Annotated in this window: 21 protein-coding genes; 9 read left to right on the top strand and 12 right to left on the bottom strand. The window is 36.5% G+C overall.

Annotated features, from left to right (window positions below):
- Positions 1–21: 21 nt before the first annotated feature.
- The 3 genes from MKL36_RS17570 to MKL36_RS17560 all read right to left on the bottom strand — a co-directional run bounded on the left by MKL36_RS17570 (position 22) and on the right by MKL36_RS17560 (position 1,856).
- Positions 22–789 (bottom strand): transporter, encoded by a 768-nt coding sequence (locus MKL36_RS17570; RefSeq protein ID WP_001258758.1) that lies wholly within the window; start codon positions 787–789, stop codon positions 22–24.
- A gap of 12 nt (positions 790–801) precedes the next feature.
- Positions 802–1,347 (bottom strand): ankyrin repeat domain-containing protein, encoded by a 546-nt coding sequence (locus MKL36_RS17565; protein ID WP_021510213.1) that lies wholly within the window; start codon positions 1,345–1,347, stop codon positions 802–804.
- A 158-nt stretch (positions 1,348–1,505) separates the two neighbouring features.
- Positions 1,506–1,856 carry an HPF/RaiA family ribosome-associated protein gene (locus MKL36_RS17560; protein ID WP_001019316.1) on the bottom strand — a complete coding sequence of 117 codons (351 nt, stop codon included), beginning with the start codon at positions 1,854–1,856 and terminating at the stop codon, positions 1,506–1,508.
- 252 nt (positions 1,857–2,108) lie between these two features.
- Here MKL36_RS17560 and puuE point away from each other — a divergent pair, with 252 nt between their 5' ends.
- The 5 genes from puuE to MKL36_RS17535 all read left to right on the top strand — a co-directional run bounded on the left by puuE (position 2,109) and on the right by MKL36_RS17535 (position 6,236).
- The gene (puuE, locus tag MKL36_RS17555; protein WP_000004719.1) at positions 2,109–3,074 is read left to right on the top strand and encodes an allantoinase PuuE; all 966 of its coding nucleotides are present in this window, start codon (positions 2,109–2,111) and stop codon (positions 3,072–3,074) included.
- Positions 3,075–3,173: 99 nt separating this feature from the next.
- Complete coding sequence (uraD, locus tag MKL36_RS17550) at positions 3,174–3,677, top strand: 2-oxo-4-hydroxy-4-carboxy-5-ureidoimidazoline decarboxylase (protein ID WP_000477673.1); 504 nt, start codon at positions 3,174–3,176, stop codon at positions 3,675–3,677.
- Positions 3,674–3,997 carry a hydroxyisourate hydrolase gene (uraH, locus tag MKL36_RS17545; protein ID WP_000626018.1) on the top strand — a complete coding sequence of 108 codons (324 nt, stop codon included), beginning with the start codon at positions 3,674–3,676 and terminating at the stop codon, positions 3,995–3,997. The genes uraD and uraH overlap by 4 nt, the downstream gene beginning before the upstream one ends.
- A 24-nt stretch (positions 3,998–4,021) precedes the next feature.
- Positions 4,022–5,389, top strand: coding sequence for a nucleobase:cation symporter-2 family protein (locus MKL36_RS17540; RefSeq protein WP_001016455.1), 1,368 nt, complete (start codon positions 4,022–4,024; stop codon positions 5,387–5,389).
- A 121-nt stretch (positions 5,390–5,510) separates the two neighbouring features.
- A complete protein-coding gene (locus MKL36_RS17535; RefSeq protein ID WP_021510214.1) occupies positions 5,511–6,236 on the top strand; it encodes an outer membrane protein OmpK in 726 nt (241 codons plus the stop codon).
- 52 nt (positions 6,237–6,288) lie between these two features.
- Here the strand turns inward: MKL36_RS17535 and hpxO are convergent, their stop codons facing one another.
- Complete coding sequence (gene hpxO, locus MKL36_RS17530; RefSeq protein WP_001103529.1) at positions 6,289–7,446, bottom strand: FAD-dependent urate hydroxylase HpxO; 1,158 nt, start codon at positions 7,444–7,446, stop codon at positions 6,289–6,291.
- Between the two features lie 199 nt (positions 7,447–7,645).
- Here hpxO and alc point away from each other — a divergent pair, with 199 nt between their 5' ends.
- The gene (alc, locus tag MKL36_RS17525) at positions 7,646–8,656 is read left to right on the top strand and encodes an allantoicase (protein ID WP_005130569.1); all 1,011 of its coding nucleotides are present in this window, start codon (positions 7,646–7,648) and stop codon (positions 8,654–8,656) included.
- On the top strand, positions 8,653–9,156 hold the full coding sequence (locus tag MKL36_RS17520) for an ureidoglycolate lyase (protein ID WP_021510215.1): 504 nt from the start codon (positions 8,653–8,655) through the stop codon (positions 9,154–9,156). The genes alc and MKL36_RS17520 overlap by 4 nt, the downstream gene beginning before the upstream one ends.
- Positions 9,157–9,279: 123 nt before the next feature.
- Here MKL36_RS17520 and parE read toward each other — a convergent pair whose 3' ends face one another.
- Together parE and MKL36_RS17510 are read right to left on the bottom strand one after the other, a co-directional pair.
- On the bottom strand, positions 9,280–11,163 hold the full coding sequence (parE, locus tag MKL36_RS17515) for a DNA topoisomerase IV subunit B (RefSeq protein WP_000195974.1): 1,884 nt from the start codon (positions 11,161–11,163) through the stop codon (positions 9,280–9,282).
- Positions 11,164–11,177: 14 nt separating this feature from the next.
- Entirely contained in the window at positions 11,178–11,759 is a 582-nt protein-coding gene (locus MKL36_RS17510) for a YqiA/YcfP family alpha/beta fold hydrolase (RefSeq protein ID WP_001021725.1), read from the bottom strand.
- A 211-nt stretch (positions 11,760–11,970) separates the two neighbouring features.
- On the opposite strand from MKL36_RS17510, the gene MKL36_RS17505 reads away from it, so the two are divergent.
- Positions 11,971–13,314, top strand: coding sequence for an alpha/beta fold hydrolase (locus tag MKL36_RS17505; RefSeq protein WP_001139636.1), 1,344 nt, complete (start codon positions 11,971–11,973; stop codon positions 13,312–13,314).
- A 48-nt stretch (positions 13,315–13,362) separates the two neighbouring features.
- On the opposite strand, the gene MKL36_RS17500 is transcribed toward MKL36_RS17505, so the two are convergent.
- The 4 genes from MKL36_RS17500 to MKL36_RS17485 all read right to left on the bottom strand — a co-directional run bounded on the left by MKL36_RS17500 (position 13,363) and on the right by MKL36_RS17485 (position 16,006).
- Positions 13,363–13,896, bottom strand: a complete 534-nt coding sequence (locus tag MKL36_RS17500; protein WP_021510216.1) for a hypothetical protein — start codon at positions 13,894–13,896, stop codon at positions 13,363–13,365.
- 149 nt (positions 13,897–14,045) lie between these two features.
- Positions 14,046–14,690 (bottom strand): hypothetical protein, encoded by a 645-nt coding sequence (locus MKL36_RS17495; protein WP_227521666.1) that lies wholly within the window; start codon positions 14,688–14,690, stop codon positions 14,046–14,048.
- A 130-nt stretch (positions 14,691–14,820) separates the two neighbouring features.
- On the bottom strand, positions 14,821–15,438 hold the full coding sequence (locus tag MKL36_RS17490) for a hypothetical protein (RefSeq protein ID WP_021510218.1): 618 nt from the start codon (positions 15,436–15,438) through the stop codon (positions 14,821–14,823).
- A 214-nt stretch (positions 15,439–15,652) separates the two neighbouring features.
- The gene (locus tag MKL36_RS17485; RefSeq protein ID WP_021510219.1) at positions 15,653–16,006 is read right to left on the bottom strand and encodes a DUF5991 domain-containing protein; all 354 of its coding nucleotides are present in this window, start codon (positions 16,004–16,006) and stop codon (positions 15,653–15,655) included.
- 144 nt (positions 16,007–16,150) lie between these two features.
- Here MKL36_RS17485 and MKL36_RS17480 point away from each other — a divergent pair, with 144 nt between their 5' ends.
- Positions 16,151–16,807 (top strand): haloacid dehalogenase-like hydrolase, encoded by a 657-nt coding sequence (locus tag MKL36_RS17480; protein ID WP_021510220.1) that lies wholly within the window; start codon positions 16,151–16,153, stop codon positions 16,805–16,807.
- Between the two features lie 137 nt (positions 16,808–16,944).
- Here MKL36_RS17480 and MKL36_RS17475 read toward each other — a convergent pair whose 3' ends face one another.
- A complete protein-coding gene (locus MKL36_RS17475) occupies positions 16,945–17,616 on the bottom strand; it encodes a hypothetical protein (RefSeq protein ID WP_021510221.1) in 672 nt (223 codons plus the stop codon).
- 69 nt (positions 17,617–17,685) lie between these two features.
- Positions 17,686–18,411: an SH3 domain-containing protein gene (locus MKL36_RS17470; protein WP_005109259.1), complete on the bottom strand. Its 726-nt coding sequence runs from the start codon at positions 18,409–18,411 to the stop codon at positions 17,686–17,688.
- Between the last annotated feature and the right edge of the window lie 9 nt (positions 18,412–18,420).

Below are 18,420 nucleotides of genomic sequence, written 5' to 3'. Positions count from 1 at the left end.
AATGAGTTCAAGTTAGTCTGATCAGAATAAGAATGCCATGCCTAAGCCACCTTTGTAGCTCTTATCTTGACCTTCTAAGTCCACACCAATATTTGCATCAAGTTGAGTGCGGTTATTTACTGCGTAAACTAAACCTGTTCCTAAACCATATTGGTAGTCTTGGCTTTCAGCTTTACGATAAACAAATTCAGAATATCCTGAGAGTTTGCCCGCAATCTTATAATTGATGGTTGGAATTGCAGTCACTGCCCAGTTACTGTTTTGTACTTCATAACGCATGGTAATAGAAGTATCCAACAAATCATTATATTTATAAGCTACTGCTGAACTTAAACTATATATATCGTCATGGGCAGTAAACTCATCATTACCTGTTGCGATAACAGCTTCAGCCAATACAGCCATTGTTAAATTTTCATCATTTAAATCAATCGCTTTTTTTAAGCCGATGCTTACATCGCCAAAACCTGAGTTATCCGTTTTTTTACCAGCACGTTTAGTTTGAGTCCATGCCGGACCTTGCCAGCCTAATTGCAATTCCAAACCATCAGCTAAACCTGTACGGAATAACATATCCTCATTTACAGTAACTGTTTTTTCTTTAACGCCATCAACAGTTGTCTCTGTATAGGTTGCACTTGGTAAACCTTGTTCCCATGCTAATTTACCAACTGGCGTAATGCCTGTTCCAAAGCCTGAACCCGGACGATCAAACGAGAACTCTGCGGCAAAAGTACTTCCTGCAGCAACGGCGGTCAGAGCAAAAGTTAAAATTTGAAATGTTCTCATTCTATTATCCAATCAAGTAGTTAATTCTTTTGACATTTTTGCTCCATGACGGCGCAATAACTCTAGTGTTTCACGCTCTTCTTGAAGCGCTTCTGACCAATCTATTTCATCAAAATCACAATCAAAGAACAACTGACTGATTGAAGATAAAATGGTGAGTCCTTCTTCATCACGTGTGTTTGGATCAACTTTTTCATCTAGCAAGCGCTGAACTGCTGGTGCACATGCCGAACTTGCTGCATCCCATAGTGGACCATAAAACTCTTCTGCATCCCAAAGATGGACATTTGCCTTTGCCTGAATGAGGGCTTCAAGAATATCGAGATAAACTTGCAGGGCTTGCTGTTTTTTTTCTTGTGATAATGGAGTCCCCGCTTCATACGCTTCAGAGACGTCTTCCCACCATTTAAAAATTCCATCACAAATAATGGACACTGGCGGTCCTTGTTCCGGATCAATGAAATTCGGATCAAGACCCTCAGCAAGTAATTTTTGTACTTGCGCGAGTTCTAATTCTTCTATGGCTTTAATTAAAGCCTGCTGTTGGGTGGTTAACATGACCATCTCTCAAAAATATATTAGCGCTATTATGCCTAATCTCTACTGAAGATTTTAGAGGTCAACGCTATTGCATTGCAAACCTAAAGTTGTGAAGAGTTTTTATTGGTCTTTTTACGTCTTCATAAAAAAAGCCCCGAAGGGCTTTTTAGTGTTTTTTAAACTTCATCATCAATGAATTCTGGTTGACCACCTCTCGGGTGTTCTTTTTTCTCAAAGGTATGTTCAAGGCTACGTTTTAGCTTTTCAATCGCGCCATGAATTGAAGCGTCAATATTTCCTGCTTTATGGTGCACTGCAACTGGTTTTAAGCCAGAAGGACGTGCTTCGATCATACAGTGGATATCTTTGTCTCCACCTTTATCCCCATTTTCATCACTAAAATGAACCGAGAAATGTGTAATACGTTCGCTATGACGTTGGAATTCTTGAGTAAGTTCTGCACGTACATAAGTAATTAAACGTTCACTATTATGGATGTTTTTATCTGTGCGGATTTCAATATTCATAAATACCATCCTCTCTTTCTTACTGTGGATCTTTTCTATGCAAAACTTTTTTATGTTGGCATGTTTTAAGCATGCATGAACTGACTTCAATTGTACATTTTGATGGTGTAATGGTTTGTTATCTCCTGACTTAAACGTACTGCTTTTAATTTATTTTGAAGATCTTCATACCTTCAATATCAGTCCATCTATAAAAATATGCAAGCTGATTTTTTAAATTTTTATGAAAAATTGAACAAAAGGAGAGCAATTGTGTCCGAATCTTATCTATCTGGGGCAGAACTTATTGAGCAGATTCAAAAGTCTCCTTATTCACGTGATTTAATCGGTTATCACGGACAGCCTCCAGAGGTGAAATGGCCTAATAATGCTAAGGTTGCCGTGCAATTTGTGCTGAATTATGAAGAAGGTGGCGAAAAACATATTGAACACGGCGACGAAGGTTCAGAGCAGTTTTTATCCGAGATTATTGGCGCTGCAAGTTACCCAGCCAAACATATGTCGATGGACTCTATGTACGAATATGGTTCACGTGCTGGTTTTTGGCGCATTCATAGTGAGTTTCAACGGCGCAAGCTCCCCATGACCATTTTCGGAGTAGCAATGGCGCTTGTTCGCAACCCTTATATTGTAGAGGCAATTAAACAGGCCGATTACGATGTGGTTTCTCATGGCTACCGCTGGCTTCATTATCAAGAGACAGATCTTGAAGTCGAAAAACAGCATATGGAGCAAGCCTTATCTGTTTTAGAAAACTTGTTTGGAAATAAAACTATAGGTTGGTACACTGGACGTGATAGCCCCAATACGCGTCAGTTGCTTGCAGAGTTCCCACAAATACAATACGACTCTGATTATTATGGTGATGACCTGCCTTTTTGGACCACACTTACCGATACGGCGGGTGCATCACGACCTCATCTGATTATTCCTTATACTTTGGAATGTAACGACATGAAGTTCTGCTCACCAGGTGGATTTAATAGCTCAGAACAGTTTTTTCAATATTTAAAAGATAGTTTTGATGTGTTGTATGCCGAGGGAGAAACTGCACCAAAAATGATGTCAATTGGAATGCATTGCCGTATTTTAGGGCGTCCGGGTCGTTTTAAAGCATTACAAAGATTCTTGGACTATATTGAAATGCATGATCGTGTTTGGGTATGTCGCCGTCAGGATATTGCAGAATATTGGTATAAAAATCACATAAATCAATAATTGATTATTAATTTTCCAAATTCTTAAGCAAATCTCAAATCACTCTTGGCACTGTTATTGCTAAAACTCTATATCACGACAACGAGTTTAGGAATAACAGTGTTTTTAGCCGAGTTTAATCAAGCCCCACCCGACCAACTCAAGACTCTGTTAAACAACTGCGTCCATATTCCTGTATGGGCCGAAAAAATTATTTCAGAACGTCCCTACTCATCAACATCAGTACTTTTAGGGTATGCAGAACAATTAAGCCACACATGGTCATGGCAAGAGATTCAGGCCGCATTAGCCACCCATCCAAAAATTGGTGAAAGACAAGCAAAAAAGCAGCTCAATGCAAAAGAGCAAAATTTTTCAGCCCAAGAACAAGCTGGCATTTCCTTAGATGAACAAACACAACAAGCCCTGCTGCAAGGTAATATCGAGTATGAGCAGAAGTTTGGTTTTATTTTTCTAATTAAAGCCGCAGGCCTCAGTAGCGACGAGATTTTAAAAAAACTCCATCAACGTCTTCAAAACAACTTAGCTATAGAAAAAGTCATTGTACATGAGCAACTCGCTGCAATTGCTCTATTACGTTTATCTCAGGAAGTACAAGCATGATCAGCACTCATATTTTAGATACGAATTTAGGAAAACCGGCTGCACAGGTCGAAGTGAAGTTGTTTCATGCAGCCACTCATGAACTGATAGCGACTGCAATTACCAACCAAGATGGGCGAGTGAGTGATTTTGGAATAAAAAACTTAGGTAAAGGTGCTTATCAACTTGAATTTGAAGTTGCCCCTTATTTTTCATCACAGCAAATCAAAACTTTTTTCCCCCGTGTTTGTATTCAATTTTTCATAGAAGACACCAATCAGCATTACCACATTCCATTACTGATCAGCCCGTTTGCTTACTCCACTTATCGCGGCAGCTAACTCAAATATAAATAGGAGAAAAATATGAATCATCAGCAAAAGAATGCGATTTCTCCAGAGCATGAATATTTAGGAATTTCCAAAAGTTTTGCTTACGGCTTACAGCATGTACTCACCATGTATGGGGGTATTGTAGCCCCGCCACTGATTATTGGAACGGCAGCTGGCTTAAGCGCAGCACAAGTCGGAATGCTCATTGCAGCGGCCCTATTTGTAGGCGGGTTGGCAACTCTCATACAAACCATCGGAACCAAATATCTAGGGGCAAAATTACCTCTAGTGCAAGGTGTGTCTTTTGCTGGTGTGGCAACCATGGTTGCTATTATCACTACAGGCGGTGGTTTACCTGCTGTCTACGGCGCGGTTATTGCCGCATCTTTAATTGGACTATGCCTTGCACCTTACTTTTCAAAAATTATTCGTTTTTTTCCACCTGTTGTGACGGGATGTGTCATCACGATTATTGGGTTATCTCTGTTACCCGTTGCGATTCGCTGGATGATGGGTGGCAACAACAAAGCACCTGATTGGGGTAGCGTCGAGAATATCTCTTTAGCTTTGCTGACCTTAGGCATTGTGATTATTCTAAATATGCTGCCACAAGCAAGTATACGCCGTTTATCAATTTTGTTGGCTATTGTTGCTGGTACTACCCTTGCCTACTTTATGGGTTTTGGAGATTTTAGTCAGGTGAGCTCAGGCGCATGGCTGCAATTTCCACACTTATTTGCATTTGGTTTACCAACTTTCGAGCTAAGTGCAATTTTATCGATGCTAATCGTTACTTTGGTGATTATGACGGAAACTACAGCCGATATTATTGCTGTCGGAGATATTGTAGGAACCGAAGTCGATTCAAAACGTATCGCCAATGGTGTACGTGCAGATATGTTTTCAAGCGCTATTGCTCCTATCTTTGGTTCATTCATGCAAAGTGCTTTTGCCCAAAATGTTGGACTGGTGGCAATTACAGGCATCAAAAGCCGCTTTGTCGTGGCAGCAGGCGGTGTCATTCTGATTATTTTAGGTCTATTACCTGTTATGGGCCGCCTTATTGCGGCAATTCCTATGCCAGTACTTGGTGGTGCGGGTTTGGTCTTATTTGGGTCGGTTGCAGCAAGTGGAATTCGCACTTTGGCAAAAATTGATTATAACGATCAGAAAAATTTGATTATTGTAGCAACTGCTTTATCAGCTGGGATGATTCCAATTATTAACCATGAATTTTATGCTCATTTCCCAGTTTGGGTACAAACTTTGTTCCATTCGGGTATTAGTTCGACTTGTATCTTTGCTATCTTATTGAATTTGTTATTTAATCACTTACCTTCATTTCGCAGCTCGCGTACCCCTCATTTAAGCCAAACAATAAACACACGAAATACACATTAATGAGTTAGTTTTTAGCGCCCCACTTCGGTGGGCTTTTTTTTAACCGTTGATCAAATTTGGCTTCATTTTTGCTTAAGACCCTGTATCCTTAGCGTGCTTTATTTGGGGGGAGATCATTTAAATGCAATTAAAGCAACTTGCGGCGACTTGTGCCTTGTTATCTGCAACTGCCATGGTTCAGGCAAAACCAATCTGGCAAGATTTTAGCGTGACTGGACTTTATGGTGAAAACTATGAAGTTGTAGATGACAAAGAAACTACGATTACTTTGGAATATGCAGCAAAAGTTAAATATGCTGATGTATTTTTCTTTATGGACCGCATGCGTGGCGAAAATGACCATAAGAGTACTTATTTTGAGTTATCACCACGTTTAAGCTTAGGCGAAGTGTCTGGCAAAAAACTGGCGTACGGCCCAATTAAAGATGTACTCATTAGTACCACTTGGGAAAGTAATAGCGAAAACGGCAATAACTTTGACAACTTCTTGTATGGTTTTGCAGTTGATTTAGATATCCCATATTTCCAATATGCGAATTTAAACTTCTACCGTGCGAACAATGAAAAAACTGACGACGATTATCAAATGACGTTCGTTTATGGCATTCCATTTAAAATCGCATCTGAAGATTTCTTGGTTGATGGTTTCCTCGACTGGTCAACCGCTGAAGATGACCATGCGAGTGAGTTGAACTGGACAACTCAATGGAAATGGAATGTAGGTAAACACATTTCTCCTGATACACGTCTATACCTCGGTATTGAGCACTCTGTGTGGAATAACAAATTTGGTATTAAAGGTGCCGACGAGAATAACGTCAGTGCTTTGGTTAAATACCACTTCTAAAATTTTTATTTAGAAGATAAAACAGCAAGGAAAATCCTTGCTGTTTTTGTTTTTAATCGAGTGGATTACCCACAATATTGCTAATAATCCCCTGCATAATATGTCCGCCTTGTTCACGGCGTAGTTCTGCATACCATGCCTGCGTGACCGTTTCATCTTTCATATGCGTTACGTCGCAGCGTTTGCGCGCACGAAGCACCAATTCATTGGCACGTTCATTACGCTTGTTTTGATAGCGGCGTAAAGCATCTTCTAGTCCCAAAGTGTTAATTTGCAAAGACCGCGCTAAATAAATCGCGTCTTCCATAGCTTGGCAACCGCCTTGCCCAATATCAGGTGTCGTGCTATGTGCAGCATCACCTAAAATCACCACACGACCTTTATAAAACTGTGTGAACGGTTCAATATCATGGATTTCAACCCGATTGGTTTTTTGCGGGTCTAAGCGCTCAATAAGCTGCTGCACTGGTTGACACCAATCAGCAAAATATTGTTTTAAAAGTTTTTTATATTCATCCCGATTATTCTCTAACCCTGCTGGTAAAGGTACATCTAAAAAGAAATAAAAACGTCCATCCGCAACTGGCATCAGAGACGCGCGCTTGCCCTCTCCTACATAAGTCGTCCATTGCTGAGCTGGTGCTAAATCTTCGGATATTTCAACCAGACCATTCCAGTTCACATAACCTGCATAGCGACGTTGTACCTGCTGACCTAACACATAGGCCCGAGTCATTGAATGCGTACCATCTGCCCCTATGAGTAAATCAGCCTGTGTTGAGCTACCATCAGCAAAATGAACCTCTACAAAATCAGTTTTATCTTCAAGGCTGACCATTTTTTTGCCTAAATAAATCTGATCCCGACCAAACTCATCCATTAACATATTTTGTAAATCGGCACGTGCAACCGGATAAGGGCGTTGTCCTACTTCTTCAATTAATGGTCGTAAACTGAATTGTGTCATCACATCTCCAGTTAAACCATCTACATAGGCCAAGTCATCCATTTGTCCACCAAGTTTGGCGATTTTGTCAGTTAATCCCAGATAGTTCAGACATTTCACACCATTTGACCACAGCGAAATTGCGGCGCCGACCGGAAGAATCTTTTCAGTTTGCTCAAAAATACGAACTTGGTGACCAAATTTCTTTAATGCAATGCCTGTGGTTAGACCTCCCATTCCCGCACCAATAATCACCACATTCATAACACGCTCCTATAGATATTCACCTATAGGGTGCTTATGCTAAAAACATGCCATCGTTCAAAATTTATTTAGCTTTTCCACAAAACTGGCATGCACCATGCTTATATATTTATGTATAAAACTCATCTCAACACGCTCAGTGTGAGTGCAGTTTTAAATGAAAAATCATGTTTTTAACAAGAAATACGGATACTCCATTATGGCAACATTGCACGCTCCTGCTTTTGAACTTCCTGAAATTTTGAATACTAAAACGAATTTGGCAGATGCCCGAATTGGTGCACAAGTGATTGAGTGTTCAGATGATTTCTTTGCAGAAGCAAAGCGTATGCTGCAATTTGAAGCACCTATTTTTGTTGAAGATAAATTTGATGATCATGGCAAATGGATGGACGGTTGGGAAACCCGCCGTAAGCGTCATGCAGGCTATGACTGGTGTATTGTGAAACTAGGTGTGAGTGGAAAAATCAGTACACTTGATATCGACACCACGTTTTTTACAGGAAATTATCCTGCTTCTGCCTCATTAGAGGCATGTTATGCACCAAATGGTGACCTTACTGGGGCAAAGTGGCAGAGTATTTTAGAAAATACCGAGCTAGGGCCGAGTCAACATCATATTTTTATGGTCAATAATGATGCAATTTTCACGCATATACGCCTCAATATTTTCCCAGATGGTGGTGTTGCCCGTTTACGCGTTTATGGTGACGTTCATATTCAGGTGACCGACCACGAGCAGACTCTCGATTTATTGGCCTTAGAAAATGGCGGTCGTGTAATTGCTTATAGCGATGCGCACTTTGGACATCCACGTAATTTGATTAACCCAGGCCGTGGCGTCAACATGGGCGATGGGTGGGAAACCAAACGCCGCCGTGCACCAGGTTATGACTGGTGTATTCTTGCATTGGGTAAAAGCGGAAAAATTGAAAAAATTGAAATTGATACGGCGCATTTTAAAGGTAACTTTCCTGCTGAAGTTTCTATTCAGGCGGTCTACCTTGAAAATGCAACCGATGCACAGCTGATTCCACAAAGTATGTTTTGGTCTTACTTACTTGAAGCCCAACCGATGCAAATGGACCATATTCATGAATATATGAATGAAATTTTACAGCATGAAAAAGTCTCGCATATCCGTATTAATATGATTCCGGATGGTGGTATTAGCCGTGTCCGTTTATGGGGAAAAATTGCCAAGTCATGATCATGAAGAATATTCAAATTCAGCCTTTAACCATTGAGAACTTTCAGCCCTTCGGAGAAGTCATTTGTTGTGACGGGCATGATTTTTTTCATATTAATGATGCACACACCGAGCGCTACCATGCGCTCGTTGAAACTGAAATTGAAGGCGAAGCAAAGGCAGGAATTAGTATTTTCCGAAATATTAAGGCCAGTGTGTTACCTATGGAAATTTCAATGCTAGAGCGCCATCCGAAAGGCTCTCAAGCATTCATTCCATTACAGCAACAAAAATTTTTAATTATTGTGGCCCCTGCTTTAGACAAAAATACTCCTGATATTTCAAAATTATGTGCTTTTGTTTCGGATGGCAAGCAAAGTATCAATTATCGGGCAGGTACTTGGCATCATCCTTTGCTTACCTTTGAAGCGCCGAGTGATTTTGCAGTAGTGGATCGAATTGGAGGCGGTACAAATTGTGATATTTTTCAATTTCCCCATCCGATAAAAATTACTGTCTAAATTAAAATAGACAAATCTGTCTATTTTTTAATTTAATAGTAGAACCCGTTGTGGTGATTTCCAACAATTTAGGTTTAAATAAAAAAATCCCCGCCAATTGAGCGGGGATTTTTTTATTTATTTTTAAACCGTAATATCAGCTAAGTTACCCTTCTGCTCAAGCCATTGCTTACGGTCTGCTGCACGTTTTTTTGCAAGGAGCTTGTCGAGTAAACCTGCCGTTAAATGTGCATCATCTAGATCAAGCTGAACCAAACGACGGGTGTTCGGATCCATTGTTGTTTCACGTAGTTGAATTGCGTTCATCTCACCCAACCCTTTGAATCGGGTAATTTGCGGATTCTTATTGCCTTTAACATTTTTCAAAATGGTTTCAAGCTCTTCATCATCTAGCGCGTAATGGACATCTTTACCAATGTCGATACGGAACAATGGTGGCATTGCTACATACAAATGCCCTTCTTCAACCAATGCTGGAAAATGTTTAACGAATAAAGCGCAAAGCAAAGTCGCAATGTGTAAACCATCCGAGTCGGCATCGGCCAAAATACAGATTTTGCCGTAACGTAATTCAGATAAATCATCACTACCCGGGTCTACACCAATTGCAATGGCAATGTCGTGAACTTCCTGAGAAGCAAGTACTTCATCTGAAGAAACTTCCCATGTATTTAAGATTTTTCCACGAATTGGCATGATGGCCTGAAAGTTCTTATCACGCGCCTGCTTGGCACTACCGCCCGCAGAGTCACCCTCAACAATAAAGAGTTCACTTTCTTCACGCGTTTGGCCCACGCAGTCCGCCAGCTTACCAGGTAAAGCCGGGCCAGAAACAATCTTTTTACGCTCAACTTTTTTCGCAGCTTTTAAGCGTCGCCCTGCTTTAGAAATCGCCATTTCGGCAAGTTGCATGGCAATTTCAGCATGCTGGTTGAGCCAGAGCGCAAACGCATCTTTAGCAATATTTAAAACTATATTGGCAGCTTCACGACTCGAAAGACGCTCTTTGGTTTGACCAGAGAACTGTGGTTCTTGGAACTTAAGCGATAAAATATAGTTCACGCCATCCCAAACATCTTCAGCCGAAAGTTTAAGATTACGTGGTAATAAATTACGTAACTCACAGAATTCACGTAGCGCTTCAGTCACCCCCGAACGCAAACCGTTCACATGAGTACCACCTTGTGCAGTTGGAATCAGGTTGACATAACTTTCTTGAACCTGTTCGCCACCCTCTACATTCCAGCAAATCGCAAATTCACATGCCGCACGGTCTGCTTGCCCACTGCTTACAAATGCAGGGTTTGGCAAAATTTCGCGGTCTTGTAATTCATCCATCAAATAATCGACAAGACCATTTTCAAATTGCCATTCGATTTTTTCATCATTAATTTGATCGATATAAGTGATTTTTAAACCAGCAGCTAGAACAGCTTTGGCTTTTAAATTATGTTTGAGTGCTTTTAACGCAAATTTTGGACTATCAAAATATTTAGCTTCAGGCCAGAAACGTACAGTAGTTCCTGTCGCACGTTTAGGTGCTTTACCTTCTAACACCGCTAAAGGAGCAACAGGTTCACCTTGCTCAAATGCCATCTGGTATAAATTACCCTGACGCTGAACTTCTACCTCAACACGTGTAGATAAAGCGTTTACAACCGAAATCCCCACACCATGTAAACCACCTGAAAACTGATAGTTATCGGTACTAAACTTACCACCAGCATGCAGCTTGGTTAAAATGATTTCGATACCACTTTGGCCATATTCAGGGTGAATATCGACTGGCATACCACGGCCATTATCTTCAACTGACAATGAACCATCTTTATAAACCGTGACACAGATTTTGTCGGCATGACCGGCTAAGGCTTCATCGACAGCATTATCAATAACTTCTTGGGCTAAATGGTTAGGACGAGAAGTATCGGTATACATCCCCGGACGACGACGAACAGGGTCTAAACCGGAAAGAACTTCAAGCGATTGAGCCGTATATTGTGTCACGTTGTACGTTTTCCTTATTTGATGGTGTGCGCAAAGAATTCGATCACTAAGGGTAATTTTTCTTCAAAATCTTCCATGGCATGATTGCCATGAGCATCCGTCAAAATCAATGAGGATGGTGTTGCAGCACTATAATAGCGTTGTGCTTGACGATAATCCAAAATTTCGTCGCCTTGTTGCAACAAGACGAGTATTTTGTCAGCATTTTCAGGCTGTTTCAGTTCCAGTTGTTCTAACTGTCGTAACTGAACATGATCAATTGACCATTGATCATTCACCTTATAAGGCATGCTTTCAACTTGAAATAACTCATCAAACAGCTTCCATGGTTGCATAGCAGGGTTAATCAGTACAGCCGGAATATTATATTTCGCGACAAAATATGTCGCAAAAAAACCACCAAGACTACTGCCGACTAAAGCCACCTCTTGTAAAGACTCAATCAACTCTGAAACCTGTGCTACTACCTGTTCTGGAGATCTATTTAAATCTGGCAAATGCACATTTATGCCCAATTCGCTACAATACTGCTTAAGGCTGAGCCCTTTAATTGAAGAAGAGCTACTATTAAAGCCATGGAGGTAGATAATATTCATATATTTTCCCTCTAAATTGAGAATAAACTCACATTTTTGTTCTCAGTTTGTATATAAAAACACTATTGTCAGACAAGAAAAACCACTCAACTTACCATTCATCAGTATTTTAAAAACATGTGTTATTTAAACTACTAAGATGGAAACGTTAGCTGCCGTTCATAAAAAGTACAGCTTAAAACGTCGGTTATAACGTAAATGGGGAAAAGATATGCCGAGCTTAACACCGTTACATGAAACTTATTGTAAATGGGACCGTACGCCACCTAGTCAGGCCGACGTACTAGAAGGTTTAGCTCAACTGTTCAGTACCAGCTTAAATGGTGTACATGAATTAATACAAGTCATTAATATTGAAGTATTAAAAAATGCTTTTGGTATTAGTGCCCAAAATGCTAAAAATTTCCAAAAACGGCCCTCTGTCCAAAAGGCATATCAGTTTTCTTATGGTGCCTTACAAAAATATGGTAGTTGTTTTTTAGCACCAGGATTACGTCGCATTATTGAAAAATTTCCAACCCTTCATGAGAAGCCATTAACACCAACCCTTCATTTTTTAGTAGGAGTGTTAAATGGTATTTTCGGAGACTATCTACTTAAACAACATAGTCCCCTCGCCTTGCCAATGGTTCTATACGACCACTACGGTGCAATCCAACAAGGCGAACTTGCAGGCCGTATTGTAATTTTAGTTCATGGTTTGTGCATGAACCATCTTACTTGGTCAAATGCACATTATGGCGGGATTGGTGAGCGTTTGTTAGCGCAGCGTGATCACAACACGATGCTGTATTTAAATTACAATACAGGCCGCCGTATTTCAGCCAATGGCCGCAGTTTCTCAAATTTATTAGAAGATTTAGTACAGCGTAATCCAAGAATTACCAGCATTGATTTAATTGGTCATAGCATGGGTGGATTAGTTTCCCGTAGCGCACTGTTTTACGGTAAACAAAATATGTACCAATGGATTCATATGGTCGAAAACCTCGTCTGTATTGGGTCTCCCCACCACGGTGCAGTACTTGAGCGTTTTGGATTTGCACTACAAGATCGGCTAGGCGCTTTTCCATTTGTTGGCCTAATTGGTCAGCTGGTTAACATCCGTAGTAATGGGATTTTAGACCTACGCCATGGTAGTGTTCGAGATGATGACTGGGAATATATGGATGCCCGTATTGGCATGATGGATGACAACCGTGCTCCAGCTCCTCTACCTTCCCATATCAATACCTTTTTAGTGGCAGGAACACTCGAGTTTGAAAAGGTGCGTAATAAAGCGCTTACCGTGATTGGCGATTACTTAGTGAGTGTAAAAAGCGCACTAGGTGAACATCCTAATCCACGTTTTCAGCTTAAAGTTCCAGACTCTCATAAAGCCGTGTTTTATGGCTTAAATCACTTTGAAATTCAGTATCACTCGAGTGTTGCTGAACAGATTACTCGCTGGTTATATCCTCATGTAAATGATTATGTGCAAGACGGTATTCAAACCCATATTATTGATATGCCGAACTATACGCTCGAAGATTTGGAAGGAATTGTAGAGACGTAAATAGAGCCCAACTTTTGTTGGGCTTCTTCTAAATTGTATAGTTTACAATCATTTAAATCTGTCATAAATTTTATATTTAGAAATATTCTTAATCGATGTTTCCTTATGTAAATATCCATTTAAGACAGATATAATATTTATATCTTCCCCTATTTTACCGCAAGACAAATTTACGTCGATAGAGTCCTCTATTTTGAATCCTTCTTTAATTTTTTTTTGATCTAATGCTCTTGAGTAAGCAAATGAATTATTAGGACTATAAATCATAATAAGATCAGTTTTATTATTTTTCATATCAGCCCAATAAATATAATAGTCTTTAGTTTTATACTGGATATGGCTACATGAACCAGTAGAAATCCAATTTTTATCTTTTAGATTAAATCCTATTTGTTTTACTAGTTTTTTATTTTCTAGGCTAAAACTATCATCCCAGACATCAGAACATTGGACGTCTGGCAGCACACTCACTTGTACTGCTGGTTTACTCCAATACTTCATACATTCTTTCGTACTTTCTGCATATAAATTTATGCTATTTAATAAAAGATATGTCATTACTGCTATCTTTAATAATTTCATTATTAACTTAGACCTTTATTCTAAAATTTTCAAAAAAATTTACTACTATCTTACATTCAAGCTTATCTTATATTTTAGAAATCAAATAATATTTTTAGATAGCATTCAAGTTAGCTAAAACATTTTACCCTCCACAATCAATCATCTTATTATTCACAAGCTTTCTTGATTATTTTATTAAAGTATAAACTATCACCATTTTTATCAACATCTGCTAACATGGCTACTAAATGTAGCTGTCCTTGCTCATCAAAATATGATCTTTCTTGAAATGAGTTATATATAGCAATATCGATTGGAACATTATTAAATTCTTTATTTTTTAAATCAACGATCATTTTTTTATTTTTATTAAACAATTTTCTAGCATAAATAAGATTCCGTTTAGAGTCACTTTCAATTAGACAATTATTATTTTTATCTAAAGCAATAAATTCTTTAGTCTGATCTTCCTGTGTTTTACTTATAAAAAAGTGATATTGACATGGTGAACCACAACTACCATAAGCATGAAAAATATTTTCATTTACTTGGTCAACCTCAGGGTATCTCATGTCTCTTAAAATAAAATTAGTTTGATTATCAGAGTTTTTTACGATATCACAATACTCCTGATCATGCCCTTTACATTTCAATTCAACATTAAATGTATCTTTTGCATAGATGGTCGAACCAATAATAAATCCAAAAAATATAAGAGCCAATATAGTTAGCTTCTTAATATTAAAAAGGTATAATTTTATAATTTTATTTTTTAAATTTTTAAGCATGTTTATGCTTTTCTCTACAACCATGAACACTAATCTCTTAATCATCAAAAGACTCAATTTTCCAACCAGAAATTAATTCTGATACTTTTTTTTAACATTTACACTAGACCTAAAAGAAAATTAGTATTTCTATCAATTAAAGGCACTAAATAAATTATTTCTTATCACCACCACAAGGATTTTTTATTTTCTTTTTAACCAATATATCCCCATAATCATTTGCAATTAAATTTAAACTACCATCAGGTAAGAAAAAACTTCTTTCCTTAAAATAAATATAATAATCAAATCTTTGTAACAACCCATTAAATTCTTTGGTTTTTAAATCGACAATTTTTCTAGGCTTATTTGTAAACAATTTTCTAGCATAAATGACTTTTTTCTGACTATCACTTTCAATTAAACAATTATTTTTATTATCAATAGCAATAAATTCGTCTGTAGAATCCTCTTTATTTTGACTATAGAAAAGCGTAACTAAACATGGAGACCCACAAGATGTTTTTACTTTATATAAATTTTTATTTATTTTTGAAATGTTTAAAAGTTTGACATCTTTTATAACTATTTCATTCTTACTATTTATAGTTTTGACAATGTCACAATTAGAACTATATTCATCCTTACATTTTGCAGAAACTACAAAAGTATCATCATTTGCGTATATATTAAAACTAAACATAATTCCGCTTAATAAAAAAATTGATATAAAAGTCTTTTTCATATTAAATCCTGTAACTTCCGTTATTTTTCGCTTAAATATTTCAATCATATTCTATCCTACAATTACTTCCATCAATATCTTCATCACTTAGGTATTAAAACCTTTATCTTAGATATGCCGAGCCATATGCTTAAATGTTAACAATGAACTGTAAAGATATATAAAAAGTAAACTTATGTTGCGCTTTTTTATAAAATTTTAAATCTTTTCTTACTTTTTCAAATATTAAAAATAGAAAAGGTTATAAAGAACCCTATATCAATTATTTATCCTTATAAAATAGATTATCTTTGATATCTAAAACTTCATCGGAATAAAGATAATATTTTCCTTTCTTAAAGACTACTTTTCCTAACTTTTCACCACTTTGAACTTTAAAGAAATATAGTTCGTTATTTTTCTCTTTCACTTTACATATATAAGATTTATCAACCTGAAAGCCAGCAATAGAATACTCACACTTTTTTGGTGTTAGTGTTAAAACCGATTCTATCGTCGCAACATTACCACCCGGCAACTCTTCTGAACTATAATAATGATAAGTACCATTCCACTTATCTGCATTTGCAAATGTGGTAACAGAAAGAGCCAGCAATAATAAACAAAATTTTTTCATTTAATTAACTTATAAATAATCAAGTCAAACCATTATAACCAAATTACAATACAATAAAATATTTTATTGTTTTATAAATCAACTATTAAAAATACTCTTTTTGAAAATTAATTCTTATCACAATTACCAAATCTAGAGAAATATATGAAAGAAATTGTTGTTTTTGACTTGGATGGGACATTACTATCGGGTGACTCTGCAAAGGCATGGTTAACAGATAAATTGAAATCTAATATTTTTAGATTTATCGCTGCACTTATTGTTACGCCCATCGCTTTACCTCTTATGAAATTTAAGAAATATAAATCTAAAGGTGCTTCATTGTATTTATGGATTGCAACGTATAGCTTAAATGAAGAAGAATTAGAATACAGCTTTAAAAATTTCTCTAAAAATATCAATGAAACTACTTCCAGTTCATTATATTGGTTTAAGCAAGGTATAGCCGAAGTTAAAGATCATTTAGCCAATGGAAGAATTGTGTTTATTGCCACTGCTGCACCAGAAAAGTTAGCGAGCATTTTACTCGAGTCTACCAAACTAGATGTACGAATTATTGGTACTCCTTTACAAAATAAACTAGGAGGATGGGTAAGTGGAACACATTGTAGGGCTGAAGAAAAAGTAAAAAGATTGAATAAGCTTGATATCAAACAACCTTGGTTTGCAACATACAGTGATGATATTGATGATGACTTACCTATTTTGATTGGCGCTAAACTGCCCTATTTAATTAACGGCGATAATAACAAAATTAAAAATATAAAAATCAAAAATTTAAAAATATTAAATTGGATTTAAAAGTTATTATATGAATATTGTTAATATAAACTTTCTAACGACTAAATAAAGATAGTATAGGCACTTTTAGTAATAAAAGTCCCTATGCTATTTAAATTAAATTTTCATTTATCGCTAATATTATCAGATACTTTTCATTAATTTTCTCTATATTTATTTCTTAAATCTAACAAACCTTTACTATATATTTCTTCATTTTCAGTACACGAGGCTTGTAAGTTCATATCTAGGTAAGTATAACGATGTAACAATTTTTCTTCATTATTATGCCCTCCCAAAATATTAAAATGTGCCCCTTCATTTGAAAAACATTCAGTTACAATATTAGGAATTCCATCCCCTATCAAATCAACTCCTCTAATTTTATTATTTTTATATAGAATCTGATCCTTACTTAATTCAAAACCATAACCACGAACTAACTCCTTACTTCTTTTATTAATATTATAAAAATAATTAGGCTCATCTGTAACAAAAGCTAATTCTGAAACACAATCACTACTATCTTTTTTCAATATTGGATTCGCAACATCATATTTAAATTTTTTGTCCTCTTTATAGATAATTACGATATCCTTATTAAGAGGTTTTTCACTTATTATACAGCCCTCATCAGAATCTAATAATAAATAAATTTTATTATCTAAATCCTTTTTTATTTTTCTAATTTTTTCAGCAGATTCAATGAATTGGCTATTATTTACTTTCTGTATTTCAAAAGAATTTGCATAAGCTCCTTCAATTAGATATTGAATAGTAGATAAGCTAAAACCTACTAAAAATACAAAAACTAATTTTTTATAAATCACTTCTATTTTCTCACATCACTAATGAAATTAATATTTATAGCCATTCCTAACTTTACTATATGAATATTATCAAATTTCAACTTTCCAAGCTTTATTGGCAACTAGTTTTCCATTTTTTATATTTAAAACGATATTATATGCTGCTGCACCACCATTATTAAAAGTATTTAAAATAAAAATATTATTATTTAAGTAATATATTTTAAAATCAGCAAGCTCGTTCTTGCCCTCATCGATACCATCTTTAGGGAAAAAATATTGCTCGAGCTCAGTTCTACTGATTTCTATTCTGTTATCTTTTTCTTTAACAATAATTTTATCAAGTTGTAAAAAATTATTGTCAGGTAGACTACCATCTGTCCCAAAAAACTTTTTATTATTAAAATATTTATATTTACCTTTGAAAGTTTTATACAGTTTAGGATCCGAAATAGCTTTTTTTGCATACACTTCTACAATTATATTTTTATCACTATAGATAACCTTTTCTCTAGAATATTGAGATAGCTTAATAGAAGTGTAACCACTAAAATTATTTATTCTATTTTTATAGACAAATCCTGTTGCACCATTACTTGCATTAACTAAACAAAAATTATTAGTCTCTTCATCCATCACACAAGAAACAATTTCATTATTATTTAATTTAGATGTAACTTTCGAACTTAAACTTGAATTTTCCCTTACATTCACATACCCATCCTTATCTTGAATAAGACCAAAGTCAGCATGTAAAGCCTCAATAGATCCAATCATGAAAGCAGTAAAAACTATAAATTTAAGATATTTATTCATTCGGTATTA

The organism is Acinetobacter sp. AOR12_HL, assembly GCF_027855275.1.
Lineage (GTDB): Bacteria > Pseudomonadota > Gammaproteobacteria > Pseudomonadales > Moraxellaceae > Acinetobacter > Acinetobacter baumannii.
This window is presented reverse-complemented; position numbering and strand designations above follow the sequence as displayed.